Below are 15,781 nucleotides of genomic sequence, written 5' to 3'. Positions count from 1 at the left end.
CTATATGAATCCCACTCAAAGAGCTTGGGCTTACGTCAGCAGAAAACGACTGAGAAGTCTCATATTATTCTTGATTCTATTTGTCTTATTGGCTGGAATATCGGCTTGTTTGACGCTCATGAAGTCTAACAAAACAGTAGAAAATAATCTCTATCGCTCATTGAATACATCTTTTTCTATTAAAAGAATAGAAGCAGATCAGACTTTTCAACTGTCTCAACTAGACGAGCTTAAAAAGATAAAAGGTCTTGAGAAGATTTCACCTGAGCTAGAAACAATAGCTAAGTTAACTGATAAAGAAGTCGTTACTGGAGAACAAAGTATTCAAAGGGATGATTTGACAGAGGCTGAAAAAAATCTCATCAGTTTGGTAGCTTTAGAAGATTCCTCTAAGGATGTCTCCTTTACTAGCTCTGCCTTTACCCTTAAAGAAGGAAGGCATTTAGAAAAAGGAGATAGCAAAAAAATCTTAATCCATGAAGATTTGGCCAAGAAAAACAATCTAAAAGTAGGAGATAAGATAAACTTAAGTCCTGGACAAGTAGAAGCTAGTAGTGGACAAAATCTAGATTATGAAATCGTAGGTATTTTCTCAGGTCAAAAACAAGAGAAATTTACCGGTCTATCATCAGACTTTAGTGAAAATACGGTCTATACAGACTACGAAAGTAGCCAAACTCTTCTTGGGAATAAGGAAGCTCAAGTCACTGCCGCTCGTTTCTATCTAGAAAATCCAAAAGAAATGGATAGCATCATTCAAGAGGTTGAAAAGTTATCTCTGGAAACTAAAGGATATCAAGTCGAAAAGGAAAATAAGGCTTTTGAACAAATCAAGGATTCAGTTTCGACCTTCCAAACCTTCTTACAAATTTTCCTCTATGGCATTATGATTGCTGGTGTAGGAGCGCTAATCTTGGTCTTGTCACTTTGGTTACGAGAGCGAGTCTACGAGGTTGGTATTTTATTGGCACTAGGTAAGGGAAAAGGAGCAATCTTTAGTCAATTCTGCCTGGAAGTCATCCTAGTTTCATTGGCATCTATTCTGCCTGCATTTGTGGCTGGGAATGCCATTACATCCTATCTCTTGAAGACTGTACTAGCAAGTGGCGACCAAGCTGCCCTACAGGATACGCTAGCAAAAGCAACGAATCTTTCAACAAGTCTTCTATCATTTGGAGAATCTTATATCTTCCTACTTATAATCAGCTGCTTGTCAGTTGCACTTTGTTTCCTATTTTTATTTAGAAAATCACCTAAGGAAATTTTATCATCTATTAGTTAATGAAGGAGAAATCATGACTTTACTACAATTACAAGATCTTACTTATCGTTATAAAAATACTGCAGAAGCAGTCTTATATAAAATCAATTACGATTTTGAACCTGGCAAGTTTTATAGTATTATTGGAGAATCAGGGGCTGGGAAGTCAACACTCTTATCTCTATTAGCTGGACTTGATAGCCCAGTCGAAGGAGCTATCTTATTCGAAGGCAAGGATATTCGTGAACAAGGTTATTCTTATCATCGCATGCACCATATCTCTTTGGTTTTCCAAAACTATAACTTGATTGATTATCTTTCTCCATTGGAAAATATCCGCTTGGTTAATAAAAAAGCTAGCAAGGATACCCTTCTTGAACTTGGTTTAGATGAAAGTCAAATCAAGCGGAATGTTCTCCAATTATCAGGTGGGCAGCAACAACGTGTCGCTATTGCTCGTAGCCTTGTATCGGAAGCACCAGTGATTTTAGCAGATGAACCAACAGGAAACTTGGATCCTAAGACTGCTGGAGATATCATCGATTTGCTCAAATCTCTTGCTGAGAAAACAGGCAAGTGTGTGATCGTTGTGACCCACAGTAAGGAAGTGGCACAGGCGTCAGATATTACACTTGAATTGAAGGATAAGAAACTGACTGAAAAGTAGAGTCTACTTCTTAAACTTTTGGAATTGCTTTAGTAAACTATTAAGTAATTATAAACGAAGTGATTCTTAAACAGTTATTTCCCGCTATAGTGGTATCCTAGATAATAACTTTGTTATTATCTAGGACGGGATTTTTGAGACAGATGGCTCAAAAATAAATCGTGAAATTCCTTGGATTTCTAAAATCATCCACTGGATAATTTTACCTCCCGTCCGCACTATTTAAGGGAAATAAAGAAATATAAAAACATATAAGCGAAGTAAATCTAGAAAGGAATCTTATGTTACACAACGCATTTGCCTATGTCACAAGAAAATTTTTCAAGTCTATTGTGATCTTTCTTATCATTCTCTTGATGGCTAGTTTGAGTTTGGTCGGCTTGTCTATCAAGGGAGCGACAGCCAAGGCTTCTCAGGAAACCTTTAAAAATATCACCAATAGTTTCTCCATGCAAATTAACCGCAGGGTCAATCAAGGAACTCCACGTGGTGCTGGGAATATCAAGGGTGAAGATATCAAAAAAATTACCGAGAATAAGGCCATTGAATCCTACATCAAACGGATTAATGCTATCGGTGATTTGACAGGCTATGAACTGATTGAAACGCCTGAAACCAAGAAAAATCTAACTGCAGATCGAGCTCAACGTTTTGGAAGTAGCTTGATGATAACAGGGGTCAATGACTCTTCTAAAGAAGACAAGTTTGTGTCAGGCTCTTACAAACTAGTCGAAGGTGAGCATTTAACCAATGACGACAAATACCAGATTCTCATGCACAAAGACTTGGCTGCTAAACATGGCTGGAAGGTAGGGGACAAGGTCAAACTGAACTCCAATATCTACGATGCAGATAATGAAAAAGGAGCCAAGGAAACAGTAGAAGTAACGATCAAAGGACTTTTTGATGGACACAACAAATCTGCTGTAACCTACTCACAAGAACTTTATGAGAATACAGCTATCACAGATATTCATACAGCTGCCCAACTCTATGGTTATACAGAAGATACAGCTATTTATGGAGATGCTACCTTCTTTGTAGCTGGAGATAAGAATCTAGATACTGTTATGCAAGAATTAGGATCGATCAACGGTATCAACTGGAAGATGTATAGCTTGATTAAGAGTTCATCTAACTATCCTGCCCTCGAACAATCTATCTCAGGCATGTACAAGATGGCTAATCTTCTCTTCTGGGGTAGCTTGAGCTTCTCTGTTCTTCTACTTGCTCTCTTACTGACACTATGGATTAACGCCCGTCGTAAAGAGGTTGGAATTCTCCTTTCAATTGGTCTAAAACAAGCAAGTATTCTAGGACAATTTATCACAGAAGCAGTTATGATTGCAATTCCAGCACTAATTTCAGCTTACTTCTTAGCTAACTATACTGCTCGTGCCATTGGAAATACTATTCTTGCAAATGTCACATCAGATGTGGCTAAACAGGCAAGTAAGGCAGCCCAAGCCTCTAATCTTGGTGGTGGTGCAGAAGTCGACGGCTTTAGCAAGACACTTTCAAGTCTGGATATTTCCATTCAACCTTCTGACTTTGCTATCATCTTTGTACTTGGTTTAGTTCTTGTAGTATTAGTTATGGCACTTGCTTCAAGCAATCTCCTCTTTAAACAACCAAAAGAACTCTTGTTGGATAGTGAATAAAAAACCTGCTACCTATTCTCACTCAAATGAGATATAATATAGGTAGCATTTTTGATAGAAAAGGATTTATATGAAAATTCTAATTGTAGAAGATGAAGACATGATCCGTGAGGGAATTAGTGATTATTTGACGGATTGTGGCTATGAAACCATTCAGGCAGCAGATGGACTTGAGGCCTTAGAGCAATTTTCCAATCACCAAGTTGCCTTGGTTCTCTTAGATATTCAAATGCCGAAACTCAATGGTTTAGAGGTTTTGTCAGAAATCCGTAAAAGTAGTCAAGTACCAGTCTTGATGTTGACAGCCTTTCAGGACGAAGAATATAAGATGAGTGCCTTTGCTGCATTAGCAGATGGTTATTTGGAAAAGCCTTTTTCTCTATCTTTGTTAAAAGTACGAGTGGATGCCATCTTTAAACGTTATTATGATACCGGTCGTATTTTTACCTATAAAGACACCGAGGTAGACTTTGACAGCTATAGCGCCAAAGTGGCTGGTCAAGAAGTTGCAGTGAATGCAAAAGAACTGGAAATTTTAGACTATCTGGTTAAAAATGAAGGCCGAGCCTTAACACGGTCGCAGATTATCGATGCTGTATGGAAGATGACAGATGAGGTTCCTTTTGACAGAGTGATCGATGTCTATATCAAGGAACTACGGAAAAAATTGGATTTAGACTGTATTCTTACCGTGCGCAATGTTGGTTATAAATTGGAGAAAAAATGAGACGTTCAGGTTTATTTAAAAAAATTTTTATCTATACCTTCTCGGTATTTTCTACCTTGGTCATTTGTTTGCATTTGGCCATCTATTTCCTCTTTCCTCCGACCTATCTAAGTCATCGTCAGGAGAGCATAGGGCAAAAGGCTACAGAAATTGCCCAGTCCCTCCAAGGAAAGGACAGTCAAGCTATTCAGGAAGTCCTTGAACTTTATTCTAAAAGCAGTGATATCAAGGGAGCTGTTAAGGGAGAGATGACTCAGGATAAGCTGGAAGTTAATGATAATCTTCCCATTGATAAACAACGACAGACGGCTTCCTTGGTTATTGAGGAAAGAGAAGTTCAAACTAAGGATGGTCAGACGATGACCTTGCAGTTTTTGGCTTCTATGGATTTGCAGAAAGAAGCAGAAGACATCAGTCTTCAATTTCTGCCTTATACTTTATTAGCTTCTTTCATTATTTCGCTCCTCATCGCTTTTATCTATGCTAGAACCATCGTTGCTCCTATTTTGGAAATCAAACGAGTGACTCGACGGATGATGGATTTGGATGCAGAAGTGAGGTTGCGCGTGGATTCTAAGGATGAAATTGGCGATCTCAAAGAACAAATCAACAGTCTTTATCAGCATCTCTTGACTGTGATTGCAGATTTGCATGAGAAAAACGAGGCCATTCTCAAGCTGGAAAAGATGAAGGTTGAGTTTTTGCGAGGTGCTTCCCACGAACTGAAAACACCTCTAGCTAGTCTAAAGATTCTTCTGGAGAATATGAAAGCCAATATTGGACGCTATAAAGACCGTGACCATTATCTGGGAGTTTCTCTAGGTATTGTGGATGATTTGAGTCACCATGTCCAGCAAATCTTATCTCTTTCTTCAGTGCAGGAATTGCGAGATAAGAAGGAAAAAATCAACCTTCTTGAAATGACAGATTTTCTCTTAAAGGATTATGATTTATTAGCCAAAGAGAGGGAAATCTCAGTTGTGAATCAACTGACTGACCAACAAACTGTTCTAAATCCTTCGGTACTCAAACTCATTCTTTCCAATCTTATCAGTAATGCTGTGAAACATTCTGTCCAAGGTGGTTTCCTAAAAATTGGAGAAAAAGATGGTTGGGTCTTTATTGAGAATACCTGTACACCTGAGGAGCAAGATAAATTTGAACAATCCTTCACATCCTCTAGTCGACAAAGCAAGGGGGCTGGTTTGGGACTCTTCGTCGTCAAAAGTTTATTGGAAAATGAAGAAATTGACTATCGATTTGAAAGATATGAAGATCACTTAGTATTTTATATGAATCTTCTTCAAAAGCCGGAATAAAGGGATTTAGAAAGAGTTTACATATTTTAAAATAGAAGAAATTCAGACGAAACTACGGGAAAAACTAGCTTTTTTTATCAAAAAGTGATAAAATGAACAATGTAATGGGATGTCCCAAAAAATATATAGGAGGCCTGACAAATGGCAATCGTTTCAGCAGAAAAATTTGTCCAAGCAGCTCGTGACAACGGTTATGCAGTTGGTGGATTTAACACAAACAACCTTGAGTGGACTCAAGCTATCTTGCGCGCAGCAGAAGCTAAAAAAGCTCCAGTTTTGATCCAAACTTCAATGGGTGCTGCTAAATACATGGGTGGTTACAAAGTTGCTCGCAACTTGATCGCTAACCTTGTTGAATCAATGGGTATCACTGTACCTGTAGCTATCCACCTTGACCACGGTCACTACGAAGATGCACTTGAGTGTATCGAAGTTGGTTACACTTCAATCATGTTTGACGGTTCACACCTTCCAGTTGAAGAAAACCTTAAATTGGCTAAAGACGTTGTTGAAAAAGCACACGCTAAAGGTATCTCAGTAGAAGCTGAAGTTGGTACTATCGGTGGTGAAGAAGACGGAATCATCGGTAAAGGAGAATTGGCTCCAATCGAAGACGCTAAAGCAATGGTTGCAACTGGTATCGACTTCTTGGCAGCTGGTATCGGTAACATCCACGGTCCTTACCCAGCAAACTGGGAAGGTCTTGACCTTGACCACTTGCAAAAATTGACAGAAGCTCTTCCAGGCTTCCCAATCGTATTGCACGGTGGATCAGGTATTCCTGATGACCAAATCCAAGCAGCTATCAAACTTGGTGTTGCTAAAGTTAACGTTAATACTGAATGCCAAATCGCATTCGCTAACGCAACTCGTAAATTTGCTCGTGACTACGAAGCAAACGAAGCAGAATACGACAAGAAAAAACTCTTCGACCCACGTAAATTCTTGGCTGACGGTGTAAAAGCTATCCAAGCATCAGTTGAAGAACGTATCGACGTATTCGGTTCAGAAGGTAAAGCTTAATCTAGCTGAACCATACAAAATGAAACCCGCCTGTGAAGGTGGGTTTTTTGTGTTGCTTTTATAGAGAATATACTTAAGACTACTATATACTAAGTTGCTAAAAGAGTCTAATTTGTGTACAATAATGCTATGAAAATACTGAAAAAATCAGCCTTTTTCCTTCTTAGTTTCATTCTTTTGTTTTTAGTGGCTACATTTATCTTTCACTGTATTAGTCTAGAAAAGGAACAAGCCTCCCTAACACCTATGGGTCAAAGAGTTCTTGTCAATGGGCATGAAATGAATGTGTATGTTGAGGGGGATGGTCCAGAAACTATAGTCGTTCTCTCAGGTGCTGGAATTGCCTCTCCAATCTTGGACTTTAAGAATGTGTCGGATTCCTTATCGAAAAGATACAAGGTAGTCATCGTGGAGCGAGCTGGCTATGGTTATAGTGATGATAGCAATCATTCAAGAGATGTGATGGAGGTTTTGTCTGAGACTCGTCAAGCTCTTTCTCAAGCTAATGTCACGGGGCCTTTTATTATTCTATCTCATTCTATGGCTAGTCTTGAGAGTCTGGCTTGGCAGGAAAAATATCCTGATGAAGTGAAAGCCTTGATTGGTCTGGATTGGGCACTACCATCAAGTTATGAGGATTTAAAGGATAATCAGGCCTTGCTTACTGTGGCCTATTGGAGTAGCCAGATTGGCTTGTTACGTTTTTTTCCCGAGTCCTTTTATATAAAAAATCCAACTCTGACAGAAAGTGAACGACAACAATATAAACTCCTAGCTTATAAGCAGTTGATGTCACGAGCCATGCTTCATGAATCTCGTATGGTAAAGGAAAATGCCAAGAAGGTTCCCTTGAGCATCAATCTCAAAATTCCTACCTTACTACTGGTTTCTAACGGACAAGGCACTAGCTTTAGTCAATTAGAGTGGAAGAACTATGCAGAGAGATTTGCTAGTGGACAGTCCAATGTGAAAGTCGTCTATATAGATGCGCCTCACGAACTTTATCATTATCAAAGTGATGCTATTGTTTCTAGCATTAAAGTATTTTCGGAGAATAATTGAGGGCTTAAAAATCCATTGAGACTGATGATAATAATTGAAAGGAATGACTTATGAATAATTCTTATATTTTACTTAGACATGCTCATTCAAGATTTTCAAGTGATGATTTTAATAGAACTTTGTCAGAAAAAGGATTTTCATCTCTTGACCAGTTAGAGTTTTTGAATTCTTTTAATATTGATTATTATTTTTCTAGTCCTTATAAACGAGCATTTGAAACGGTTAATAGCTCGCCAATTCAATTTGATAAAATAGTTCTTGATAATCGGTTACGAGAGCGAAAATTATCTTCAACCTTTATAAAAGATTCTGAGTTTGAAAACAGTATTAAATATTTATGGCAAAATCCCAGTAAATCTCTTTCAGAAGGGGAATCAAATCAAGATGCACTAGCTAGAGTACTAAATTTTTTAATGGAATTGGAAGAGAGATACTCAGAAAAAACGATTTTACTTAGTTCACACGGGAATTTGATAGGAATACTACTACATCATTTTGATTCCAGTTTTGATTATGAAAAATGGGAGCAGATGACCTTTCCAGATTGTTTTCTAATTGATAGAAATGGGATTGTGAAAAGAATTATGAAAGATTAGTTCTTTGATTAAATAGTGATTCCTATTAATCTAAATCGTTTGCTTTTTATAATTCGTAGCCCACCCGTGAGGGTGGGTTTTTTGGGTGTTTTAAGAGATGAATCTCTTATCTCATAATCTATAAGCAAGCGCTTGCATTCCTTTTTTTAATGAATTATAATAGGTTGGTATAAAGCTTTCTGTAATAATAAACATTTAGAAGATATAGTAAGTAAGGATATAGAATATTTGTAGTCAAAAATACAATGTTGCTATTCCTTACGATAGGGAGATAAATATGGCAATGATAGAAGTGCAACATCTTCAGAAAAATTTTGTGAAGACAGTCAAGGAACCGGGCTTGAAGGGAGCTTTGCGCTCCTTTGTTCATCCTGAAAAGCAGACCTTTGAAGCGGTCAAGGATTTGACCTTTGAGGTGCCCAAGGGACAGATTCTAGGTTTTATCGGGGCAAATGGTGCTGGGAAGTCAACTACCATTAAAATGCTGACTGGGATTTTAAAACCGACATCTGGTTTTTGTCGGATTAACGGCAAGATTCCACAGGACAATCGCCAAGATTATGTCAAGGATATTGGGGTCGTTTTCGGACAACGTACCCAGCTATGGTGGGATTTGGCACTGCAAGAGACTTACACGGTCTTGAAGGAGATTTACGATGTGCCAGACTCGCTTTTCCATAAACGCATGGACTTTTTGAATGAAGTTTTGGATTTGAAGGAATTTATCAAGGATCCTGTGAGGACTCTTTCACTAGGTCAACGGATGCGGGCGGATATTGCGGCTTCCTTGCTTCACAATCCCAAAGTTCTCTTTTTAGATGAACCGACAATTGGTTTGGATGTGTCGGTCAAGGACAACATTCGACGTGCTATCACCCAAATCAATCAGGAGGAAGAGACAACTATTCTCTTGACTACTCATGATTTGAGTGATATTGAGCAACTCTGTGATCGGATTTTTATGATTGATAAGGGGCAAGAGATTTTTGATGGAACGGTTAGCCAGCTCAAGGAGACCTTTGGCAAGATGAAGACTCTATCCTTTGAGCTGACGCCAGGTCAAAGTCATCTCGTCTCTCATTATGAAGGCTTGTCTGATATATCCATTGATAGACAAGGAAATAACCTGACTATTGAATTTGATAGTTCCCGCTATCAATCAGCTGATATTATCAAACAAACCCTGTCTGATTTTAAAATCCGTGATTTGAAGATGGTGGATACGGATATTGAGGATATTATCCGTCGCTTCTATCGAAAGGAGCTCTAAGATGGTCAAATTGTGGAGACGTTATAAACCCTTTATCAATGCAGGGATTCAGGAGTTGATCACCTATCGAGTCAACTTTATTCTCTATCGAATTGGCGATGTCATGGGTGCTTTTGTGGAATTTTATCTCTGGAAGGCGGTCTTTGATTCCTCGCAGGAGTCTTTGATTCAGGGATTCAGTATGGCGGATATCACCCTTTACATCATCATGAGTTTTGTGACTAATTTATTAACTGAGTCAGATAGCTCCTTTATGATCGGTGATGAGGTCAAGGAAGGTTCCATTATCATGCGTTTGTTGCGACCAGTGCATTTTGCGGCTTCTTACCTCTTTACCGAGCTTGGTTCCAAGTGGTTGATTTTCATCAGCGTTGGACTACCATTTTTAAGTGTCATCATTTTGGTGAAAATCTTGTCTGGGCAAGGTATTCTAGAAGTACTGGGATCGACGGTTCTATATCTCATTAGCTTAACGCTCGCCTATCTGATTAACTTTTTCTTTAATATCTGTTTTGGATTTTCAGCCTTTATATTTAAAAATCTATGGGGTTCTCAAGTATTTAAGGCTTCTCTAGTATCCTTTATGTCTGGAAGTCTGATTCCCTTGGCTTTCTTTCCAAAGGTGGTTGCAGATATTCTTTCCTTCTTGCCTTTTTCATCCTTGATTTACACTCCGGTTATGATTATTCTTGGGAAATACGATGCCAGTCAGATTCTTCAAGCACTTTTGCTTCAGCTTTTCTGGCTCTTAGTGATGGTGGGCTTGTCTCAGTTGATTTGGAAACGAGTCCAGTCATTCATCACCATTCAAGGAGGTTAGTATGAAAAAATATCAACGCATGCATCTGATTTTTATCAGACAATACATCAAGCAGATCATGGAATACAAGGTGGATTTTGTGGTAGGTGTCTTGGGAGTCTTTCTGACTCAAGGCCTGAACCTCTTGTTTCTCAATGTCATCTTTCAACATATCCCATCCTTAGAAGGATGGACTTTTCAAGAGATTGCCTTTATCTATGGATTTTCCTTAATTCCAAAGGGATTAGATCATCTCTTTTTTGACAATCTTTGGGCTTTAGGTCAACGGCTAGTTCGAAAAGGGGAGTTTGACAAGTATCTGACTCGTCCTATCAATCCTCTCTTTCACATCCTCGTTGAGACCTTTCAGATTGATGCCTTGGGTGAACTTTTGGTCGGTGGAATCTTACTAGCGACAACGGCGACTAGCATTGCTTGGACTCTTCCAAAATTCCTGATTTTTCTAGTTTGTATTCCTTTTGCAACCTTGATTTATACTTCCTTGAAAATTGCGACAGCCAGCATCGCTTTTTGGACCAAGCAGTCAGGTGCCATGATTTACATTTTCTATATGTTTAATGATTTTGCCAAGTACCCGATTTCTATTTACAATTCGCTCCTTCGTTGGTTAATTAGCTTTATTGTGCCTTTCGCCTTTACGGCCTACTATCCTGCTAGCTATTTCTTACAGGACAAGGATGTCTTCTTTAATATCGGTGGGTTGATTTTGATTTCCCTTGTTTTCTTTGTTATTTCTTTAAAACTCTGGGATAGGGGATTAGACGCTTACGAAAGTGCGGGTTCTTAAAAATAAATAAAGCCTTGTCTCAGGACAGGCTTCTTTTTTCCTTTTTATAAAATTCTGACCACATAGTCTGCGATGTCTACCAGATAGGCAAAACCTATTGTTTGCGATTTTTATTTTTGTTATAGTAGTAATTGTCAAGGGGGGATAAAGCTTCCTAACAAAATAGAAAATGAGGTTATATCATGAAAAAAGTAGTAGGTATCGGATTTTTAGTTCTTGCAGCAGCAGTTTTGTATTTTGGTTTAGTTGGATGGCCAAGTTTGGATGTTAACATCTGGGCACTCTTTCCAGTAGGTTTATTCTTATTCTTTACTCTTGAGAATTTGGTTAAAAAAGATTATAAGGCCAGTCTCATGAGCTTGATTATTGCCTTTATCATTGCAAATGCTATTTTTGACATCTTGCCACTTTCAAGTGGTTTAGTTATCGGTGCAGGGGTGCTGGCTTGCGTGGGAATTGGATTTCTATTTCAAGATAAAGATGTGAAAGTAGAATAAGTTTTCCAATATTTCAAACAAAATTTCACTAAAGTATATACATGAATTTTCCTAAACAAATTAGTTAAACAAATAGATTTTATCTAGTAAAAAGAAAAAAGAGAAAACCAAATCGGTTTTCTCTTTTTATTAACTTAGATTATTTATTGAATCCTGTACCAAAGCGAGTGTTGTTACCAAACTCACGAGTTGCATCATCCAAAGATTTTCCGTCAGTACCTGCAACTGGTTTAGCTGGATAAGTTTCAGCACCTGATACACTGTAAGCTTTGTCATATTGTTTTGAAACAGCATAACCAAAACGGTTGTTGTGGTTATTTGCAGCACCTGCTTCTGTAACAATTTCTGTAGTTGGACGTGTTACACCTGGAATTGCTTTTGGATCTGGAGTAGCTGGCTTAGCTGATTTAGCAGCGTTAAATCCTGCACCAAAACGATTGTTGTGTCCAAACTCACGAGTTGCATCATCCAAAGGTTTGCCATCAGTACCTGCAACTGGCTTAGCTGGATAAGTCTTAGCACCTGCAAAACTGAAAGCTTTCTTGTTTAATGGAGAAACAGCGAAACTAAAACGGTTGTTATGGTTATTAGCAGCATTTGCCTTTGTAACTGTTTCAGAAGTTGGAGCAGTTACTCCTGGGATAGAAGGAACTTCAGTAGCTGCATAAGAAACGCTAGCGATTGCTGATAATGCTAATGCACTTGTTAATAAAACTTTTTTCATTTAGAAATCTAATAAAGTTATGTGTTTGATGTGAAAAAGCCTCGAGTTATCTCGGGGCTTTTTGCTTTATTTACCAGCATAGTATTGTTGGATACCTTTGACGATACCTGTAACCAGTTTATTTTGATAAGCATCGCTACGGATGAGTTGATTTTCATTGAAGTTACTCATATAACCTAGTTCTAATAAAACAGCAGGTTTATTTGTTTCTCTGAGAACTGCAAAACTACTTTCTTTTAGGCCAGCATTTTTTGCACCTGTTTGGGCTAAAAGTGAGGAGTGTATTGACGATGCCAGCCGTTTGCTCTCACTGATACGGTCTGGATGATTATGCCATTTAGAATTAATTCTTGAAGGATAATCAGGGTTTTGTTCATAAGAATATGTTTGAATACCACTGACGTTCGAAGCAGAATTACTTGTAGCATTGAAGTGAATACTAATAAACATATCAGCATTGGTCTTATTGACCATTTTCGAACGCTCAGTTACAAAATCAACATAAACATCGCTCTCACGAGAAGTTAGAACAGTATATCCAAGTCCTTCCAGTTCTTTACGAAGTTTTTTGTAAATTTGCATGTTCAAGTCTTTTTCAGCAATGTTATAGTAAAATGCACCGGAGTCTCGACCACCATGACCTGGATCTAAGAAAATAACTTTGGTATACTTACCTTTTTCAAATGCTGGAGTTCCTGAAAGTTCCGCAATCCATTTTCCGTTACTTTGGAATTGGTGGGTTTTTCCATTGATTTTATGATTTCCAGTGACATAGACACCATCATCTTTTAGGTAGTACCATGCTTTATAAGAAGGATCATAAATCCACTCATTTTTAGCCATATAACCGCCAGATTTAAGATAGTATGATCCAATCCATTCATGTGAGGCATATGTTCCTGCAGATGTTATGTAGAACCAACTGTTGTAATTTTTATCGAAAATCCATTCTTTCTTTGCCATAGCACCACTTGCTTTAAGGAAGTAGTTGCCTTTCCATTGATTGCTGGCCATCGCACCATCAGCGTTAAAGAAGTACCAAGTATTTCCAATGTTTTCCCATTTTAGTTGGGTTGGTTTTCCAGATGCTTGAGCATAATACCATTGTTCATTAATTTTAACCCAAGAGTTTTCAGCCATTGCTCCACTATTTGAAAGGAGGTAGCCGTTGAAGAGTCGATTACTCAACATAGTTCCATCAGCATCAAAATAATACCAAGAACCACTGATTTTCTCCCACTTGGCTTGAGATATTTTTCCTGCAGAATTAACATAGAACCATTTATCTTCTATTTTTGTCCAACCTTGATTGACCATTGTCCCGTTATTAGATAAGACATAGCCATCAATGATTTGATTGGTCAGCATGAGACCATCTTTATTGAAATAGTACCAAGAATCTCCGATTTTCTCCCATTTTTGTCGAGCGATTTTACCAGACGGACTTGTATAGAAACGTTCATCGCCTATTTGAATCCAACCTCCACTAGCCATAACACCATCATTGTCAAATGCATAGCCATCAAAGGTAGTGTTGCTAAGGCGGTTACCATCTTTGTTGAAGTAGTACCATTTACCTTGGATTTGTTTCCATTTGGTGACGGGTTTATTATTTTCATAGAAGCGCCACTGATTATCTTCTTGTATCCAACCATCCTTTTTTGTCTCAGATACTTTAGCTTCCTCTTTAGGTTTGCTGGCAGGAGGAGTGTTTGTAGTTGTTGTTTGTTCCTTACTCGATGACAGTTCTATTTTTTCTTTAACTTCAGTTGCCTTATCCCTGATAGTAGTTTCTACTATTTTAGAATCTTCAGCAAAAGCAGGACTAGTCAATCCTAAAACTGAAAGTGTGATGGCACTTGCCACAATTGTTTTTTTCACTAAATTATTCTCCTATTTAATTTTTTTATAATAATCTTTAACATACTAAGTATATCAGAAAAGCACTTGTAAAGTAAGTGCTTTGTTTCTATTTTTTAAAATGAAATACATGAAATGAAGGTTTATGGCATCAAAAAGATTTGAACTATCATGATGATATAGATAAGAAAAGTAACCAAAAATCCGGCTCTCCAAAAGAATTTAATAAACTTTGGATAGTAAAAACTACGTTTTTTGATAAGAAAGAAAAATACTAAAATAATTGCTAGTATGGACAAAACTATCCCAAGTATAGGGAGGTAATTGTGGGTAAATGCCTTTGCAGTAATTAAATAATATTCAAAAATTAAAAATGGAAAGGCTAAATCAGCAAAATTAATACCTTTTTTCTTTAGTTTAAAAAATCTGCTAATAATAATAGCTAAAGCTATGGTTAAAACCAAAAGCAAAACGGAAGCAAGTTTTATTAAAATCATATCATTATTGTATCATAAAGTTTTGATAAAAGAAATCTTAGTCCTTTGATTAATTAACCTTTTAAATCCAATCTTTAAATAGTAGTTAAAAATGTTATTTATGTTCTTAGAAAACTAATGAATCTTATATCTCGGATCCTTAAGACTCAGCACACTGGCATTGATAACAGCTCCGAGGATGAGAATTTTGGCAATTAAAATAAACCAAAACATAATTACAACCACGATAATAGAACTGAAAAAACGGACATCGACAAGATGATTAACATATGTGTTTATAGATGTTGAGAAGATATTCAAAAATAGCATAAGTGTCACTAGTACAAAGATGCTACCAGGTAGAATGTATCGAATACTAGTTACCTTTACATTTGGTAAGAAGTAATAGAGCATGACCAAGATGGCAAACAGAAGTATGTAGATGATAGGACCTGTAAAATCCTGTAAATAATCAAACAAAATGCTATCAGATTGCCAATAGTTCTTAAGAAAGTTTAAGAGCATTTGGCCAAACATACTCAAGAACAATGCTAAAGCAAAGAGGACTTGTAATCCAAAACTAACGAGTAAGGACATAAGCTGATGACTGATAAGTCCTCGATTTTTTGCAACACCGTATGCCTTATTGAAAGCCTTTTGAAGGAAATCCATTGATTTTGAAAAAGTCCATAGAGCTGATAAAATTGAAAAACTAAGTAATCCCGTCGATGGTTGCGTAAGAACTTCACGAACAATTTTTTCAATCACTTCAAACATAGAATCGGGTAGAAATTCCTTAAGGGCAATTAAAAAATTGGAGATAGGGATTTGAAAATAGGGAAGGATGTTGACCGCTATCATGATTAGCGGAAAAATCGATATTAACCAGTAGTAAGCGACAGCTACACTAGTTAACTCACTATCTGACTCTTTATAAAAATGTAAAAAAGCTTTTATTAAGGGTCTTTCAGTTAGTTGTATCCACAACTTTTTCATTTTATACTCTCCAAAGTGTTTTATTTTTTAAGAAA

16 protein-coding genes are annotated in these 15,781 nt (G+C 37.4%); 12 read left to right on the top strand and 4 right to left on the bottom strand.

What is annotated here, in order from left to right:
- Positions 1-4 precede the first annotated feature (4 nt).
- From FN031_RS04020 to FN031_RS03960, 12 genes are all read left to right on the top strand, one after another.
- Positions 5-1,282 (top strand): ABC transporter permease, encoded by a 1,278-nt coding sequence (locus FN031_RS04020; protein WP_142557801.1) that lies wholly within the window; start codon positions 5-7, stop codon positions 1,280-1,282.
- 13 nt (positions 1,283-1,295) lie between these two features.
- On the top strand, positions 1,296-1,928 hold the full coding sequence (gene vex2 / locus FN031_RS04015; protein WP_006150586.1) for an ABC transporter ATP-binding subunit Vex2: 633 nt from the start codon (positions 1,296-1,298) through the stop codon (positions 1,926-1,928).
- 281 nt (positions 1,929-2,209) lie between these two features.
- Entirely contained in the window at positions 2,210-3,589 is a 1,380-nt protein-coding gene (gene vex3 / locus FN031_RS04010) for an ABC transporter permease subunit Vex3 (protein ID WP_142557799.1), read from the top strand.
- Positions 3,590-3,659: 70 nt separating this feature from the next.
- A complete protein-coding gene (gene vncR / locus FN031_RS04005) occupies positions 3,660-4,316 on the top strand; it encodes a response regulator transcription factor VncR (protein WP_142557797.1) in 657 nt (218 codons plus the stop codon).
- The gene (gene vncS, locus FN031_RS04000) at positions 4,313-5,635 is read left to right on the top strand and encodes a sensor histidine kinase VncS (protein WP_142557795.1); all 1,323 of its coding nucleotides are present in this window, start codon (positions 4,313-4,315) and stop codon (positions 5,633-5,635) included. The genes vncR and vncS overlap by 4 nt, the downstream gene beginning before the upstream one ends.
- A 141-nt stretch (positions 5,636-5,776) precedes the next feature.
- Positions 5,777-6,658, top strand: a complete 882-nt coding sequence (locus tag FN031_RS03995) for a class II fructose-bisphosphate aldolase (protein WP_016466093.1) — start codon at positions 5,777-5,779, stop codon at positions 6,656-6,658.
- A gap of 129 nt (positions 6,659-6,787) precedes the next feature.
- Complete coding sequence (locus tag FN031_RS03990; protein ID WP_185928439.1) at positions 6,788-7,720, top strand: alpha/beta fold hydrolase; 933 nt, start codon at positions 6,788-6,790, stop codon at positions 7,718-7,720.
- Positions 7,721-7,770: 50 nt separating this feature from the next.
- Positions 7,771-8,316, top strand: a complete 546-nt coding sequence (locus FN031_RS03985) for a histidine phosphatase family protein (RefSeq protein ID WP_142557791.1) — start codon at positions 7,771-7,773, stop codon at positions 8,314-8,316.
- Between the two features lie 277 nt (positions 8,317-8,593).
- Positions 8,594-9,586, top strand: a complete 993-nt coding sequence (locus FN031_RS03975) for an ABC transporter ATP-binding protein (RefSeq protein WP_142557789.1) — start codon at positions 8,594-8,596, stop codon at positions 9,584-9,586.
- Position 9,587: 1 nt separating this feature from the next.
- A complete protein-coding gene (locus FN031_RS03970) occupies positions 9,588-10,406 on the top strand; it encodes an ABC transporter permease (RefSeq protein WP_142557787.1) in 819 nt (272 codons plus the stop codon).
- 1 nt (position 10,407) lies between these two features.
- Positions 10,408-11,193, top strand: a complete 786-nt coding sequence (locus FN031_RS03965; RefSeq protein ID WP_004252460.1) for an ABC transporter permease — start codon at positions 10,408-10,410, stop codon at positions 11,191-11,193.
- Positions 11,194-11,375: 182 nt separating this feature from the next.
- Positions 11,376-11,690, top strand: a complete 315-nt coding sequence (locus tag FN031_RS03960) for a hypothetical protein (RefSeq protein WP_142557785.1) — start codon at positions 11,376-11,378, stop codon at positions 11,688-11,690.
- Between the two features lie 139 nt (positions 11,691-11,829).
- Here FN031_RS03960 and FN031_RS03955 read toward each other — a convergent pair whose 3' ends face one another.
- From FN031_RS03955 to FN031_RS03940, 4 genes are all read right to left on the bottom strand, one after another.
- Entirely contained in the window at positions 11,830-12,414 is a 585-nt protein-coding gene (locus tag FN031_RS03955; protein WP_142557783.1) for a hypothetical protein, read from the bottom strand.
- A gap of 66 nt (positions 12,415-12,480) precedes the next feature.
- Positions 12,481-14,295 carry an N-acetylmuramoyl-L-alanine amidase gene (locus FN031_RS03950; protein ID WP_142557780.1) on the bottom strand — a complete coding sequence of 605 codons (1,815 nt, stop codon included), beginning with the start codon at positions 14,293-14,295 and terminating at the stop codon, positions 12,481-12,483.
- A gap of 122 nt (positions 14,296-14,417) precedes the next feature.
- Positions 14,418-14,771 carry a DUF3397 domain-containing protein gene (locus FN031_RS03945; protein ID WP_142557778.1) on the bottom strand — a complete coding sequence of 118 codons (354 nt, stop codon included), beginning with the start codon at positions 14,769-14,771 and terminating at the stop codon, positions 14,418-14,420.
- Positions 14,772-14,885: 114 nt separating this feature from the next.
- A complete protein-coding gene (locus tag FN031_RS03940; RefSeq protein ID WP_142557776.1) occupies positions 14,886-15,746 on the bottom strand; it encodes a YihY/virulence factor BrkB family protein in 861 nt (286 codons plus the stop codon).
- Between the last annotated feature and the right edge of the window lie 35 nt (positions 15,747-15,781).

The organism is Streptococcus mitis, from assembly GCF_902159415.1.
GTDB classification, from domain to species: Bacteria; Bacillota; Bacilli; order Lactobacillales; family Streptococcaceae; genus Streptococcus; species Streptococcus mitis_BG.
Note: the sequence above shows the minus strand (reverse complement) of the source record. Positions and strands in the feature narration are given on the sequence as shown.

Excerpts from the sequence above, each read along its gene's own strand:
- FN031_RS03990 (WP_185928439.1), top strand. The coding sequence starts at position 6,788 with ATGAAAATACTGAAAAAATCAGCCTTTTTCCTTCTTAGTTTCATTCTT.
- FN031_RS03970 (WP_142557787.1), top strand. The coding sequence starts at position 9,588 with ATGGTCAAATTGTGGAGACGTTATAAACCCTTTATCAATGCAGGGATT.
- vex3 (WP_142557799.1), top strand. The coding sequence starts at position 2,210 with ATGTTACACAACGCATTTGCCTATGTCACAAGAAAATTTTTCAAGTCT.
- FN031_RS03965 (WP_004252460.1), top strand. The coding sequence starts at position 10,408 with ATGAAAAAATATCAACGCATGCATCTGATTTTTATCAGACAATACATC.
- FN031_RS03960 (WP_142557785.1), top strand. The coding sequence starts at position 11,376 with ATGAAAAAAGTAGTAGGTATCGGATTTTTAGTTCTTGCAGCAGCAGTT.
- FN031_RS04020 (WP_142557801.1), top strand. The coding sequence starts at position 5 with ATGAATCCCACTCAAAGAGCTTGGGCTTACGTCAGCAGAAAACGACTG.
- FN031_RS03985 (WP_142557791.1), top strand. The coding sequence starts at position 7,771 with ATGAATAATTCTTATATTTTACTTAGACATGCTCATTCAAGATTTTCA.
- FN031_RS03945 (WP_142557778.1), bottom strand. The coding sequence starts at position 14,771 with ATGATTTTAATAAAACTTGCTTCCGTTTTGCTTTTGGTTTTAACCATA.
- vncS (WP_142557795.1), top strand. The coding sequence starts at position 4,313 with ATGAGACGTTCAGGTTTATTTAAAAAAATTTTTATCTATACCTTCTCG.
- vncR (WP_142557797.1), top strand. The coding sequence starts at position 3,660 with ATGAAAATTCTAATTGTAGAAGATGAAGACATGATCCGTGAGGGAATT.
- FN031_RS03975 (WP_142557789.1), top strand. The coding sequence starts at position 8,594 with ATGGCAATGATAGAAGTGCAACATCTTCAGAAAAATTTTGTGAAGACA.
- FN031_RS03940 (WP_142557776.1), bottom strand. The coding sequence starts at position 15,746 with ATGAAAAAGTTGTGGATACAACTAACTGAAAGACCCTTAATAAAAGCT.
- FN031_RS03995 (WP_016466093.1), top strand. The coding sequence starts at position 5,777 with ATGGCAATCGTTTCAGCAGAAAAATTTGTCCAAGCAGCTCGTGACAAC.
- vex2 (WP_006150586.1), top strand. The coding sequence starts at position 1,296 with ATGACTTTACTACAATTACAAGATCTTACTTATCGTTATAAAAATACT.
- FN031_RS03955 (WP_142557783.1), bottom strand. The coding sequence starts at position 12,414 with ATGAAAAAAGTTTTATTAACAAGTGCATTAGCATTATCAGCAATCGCT.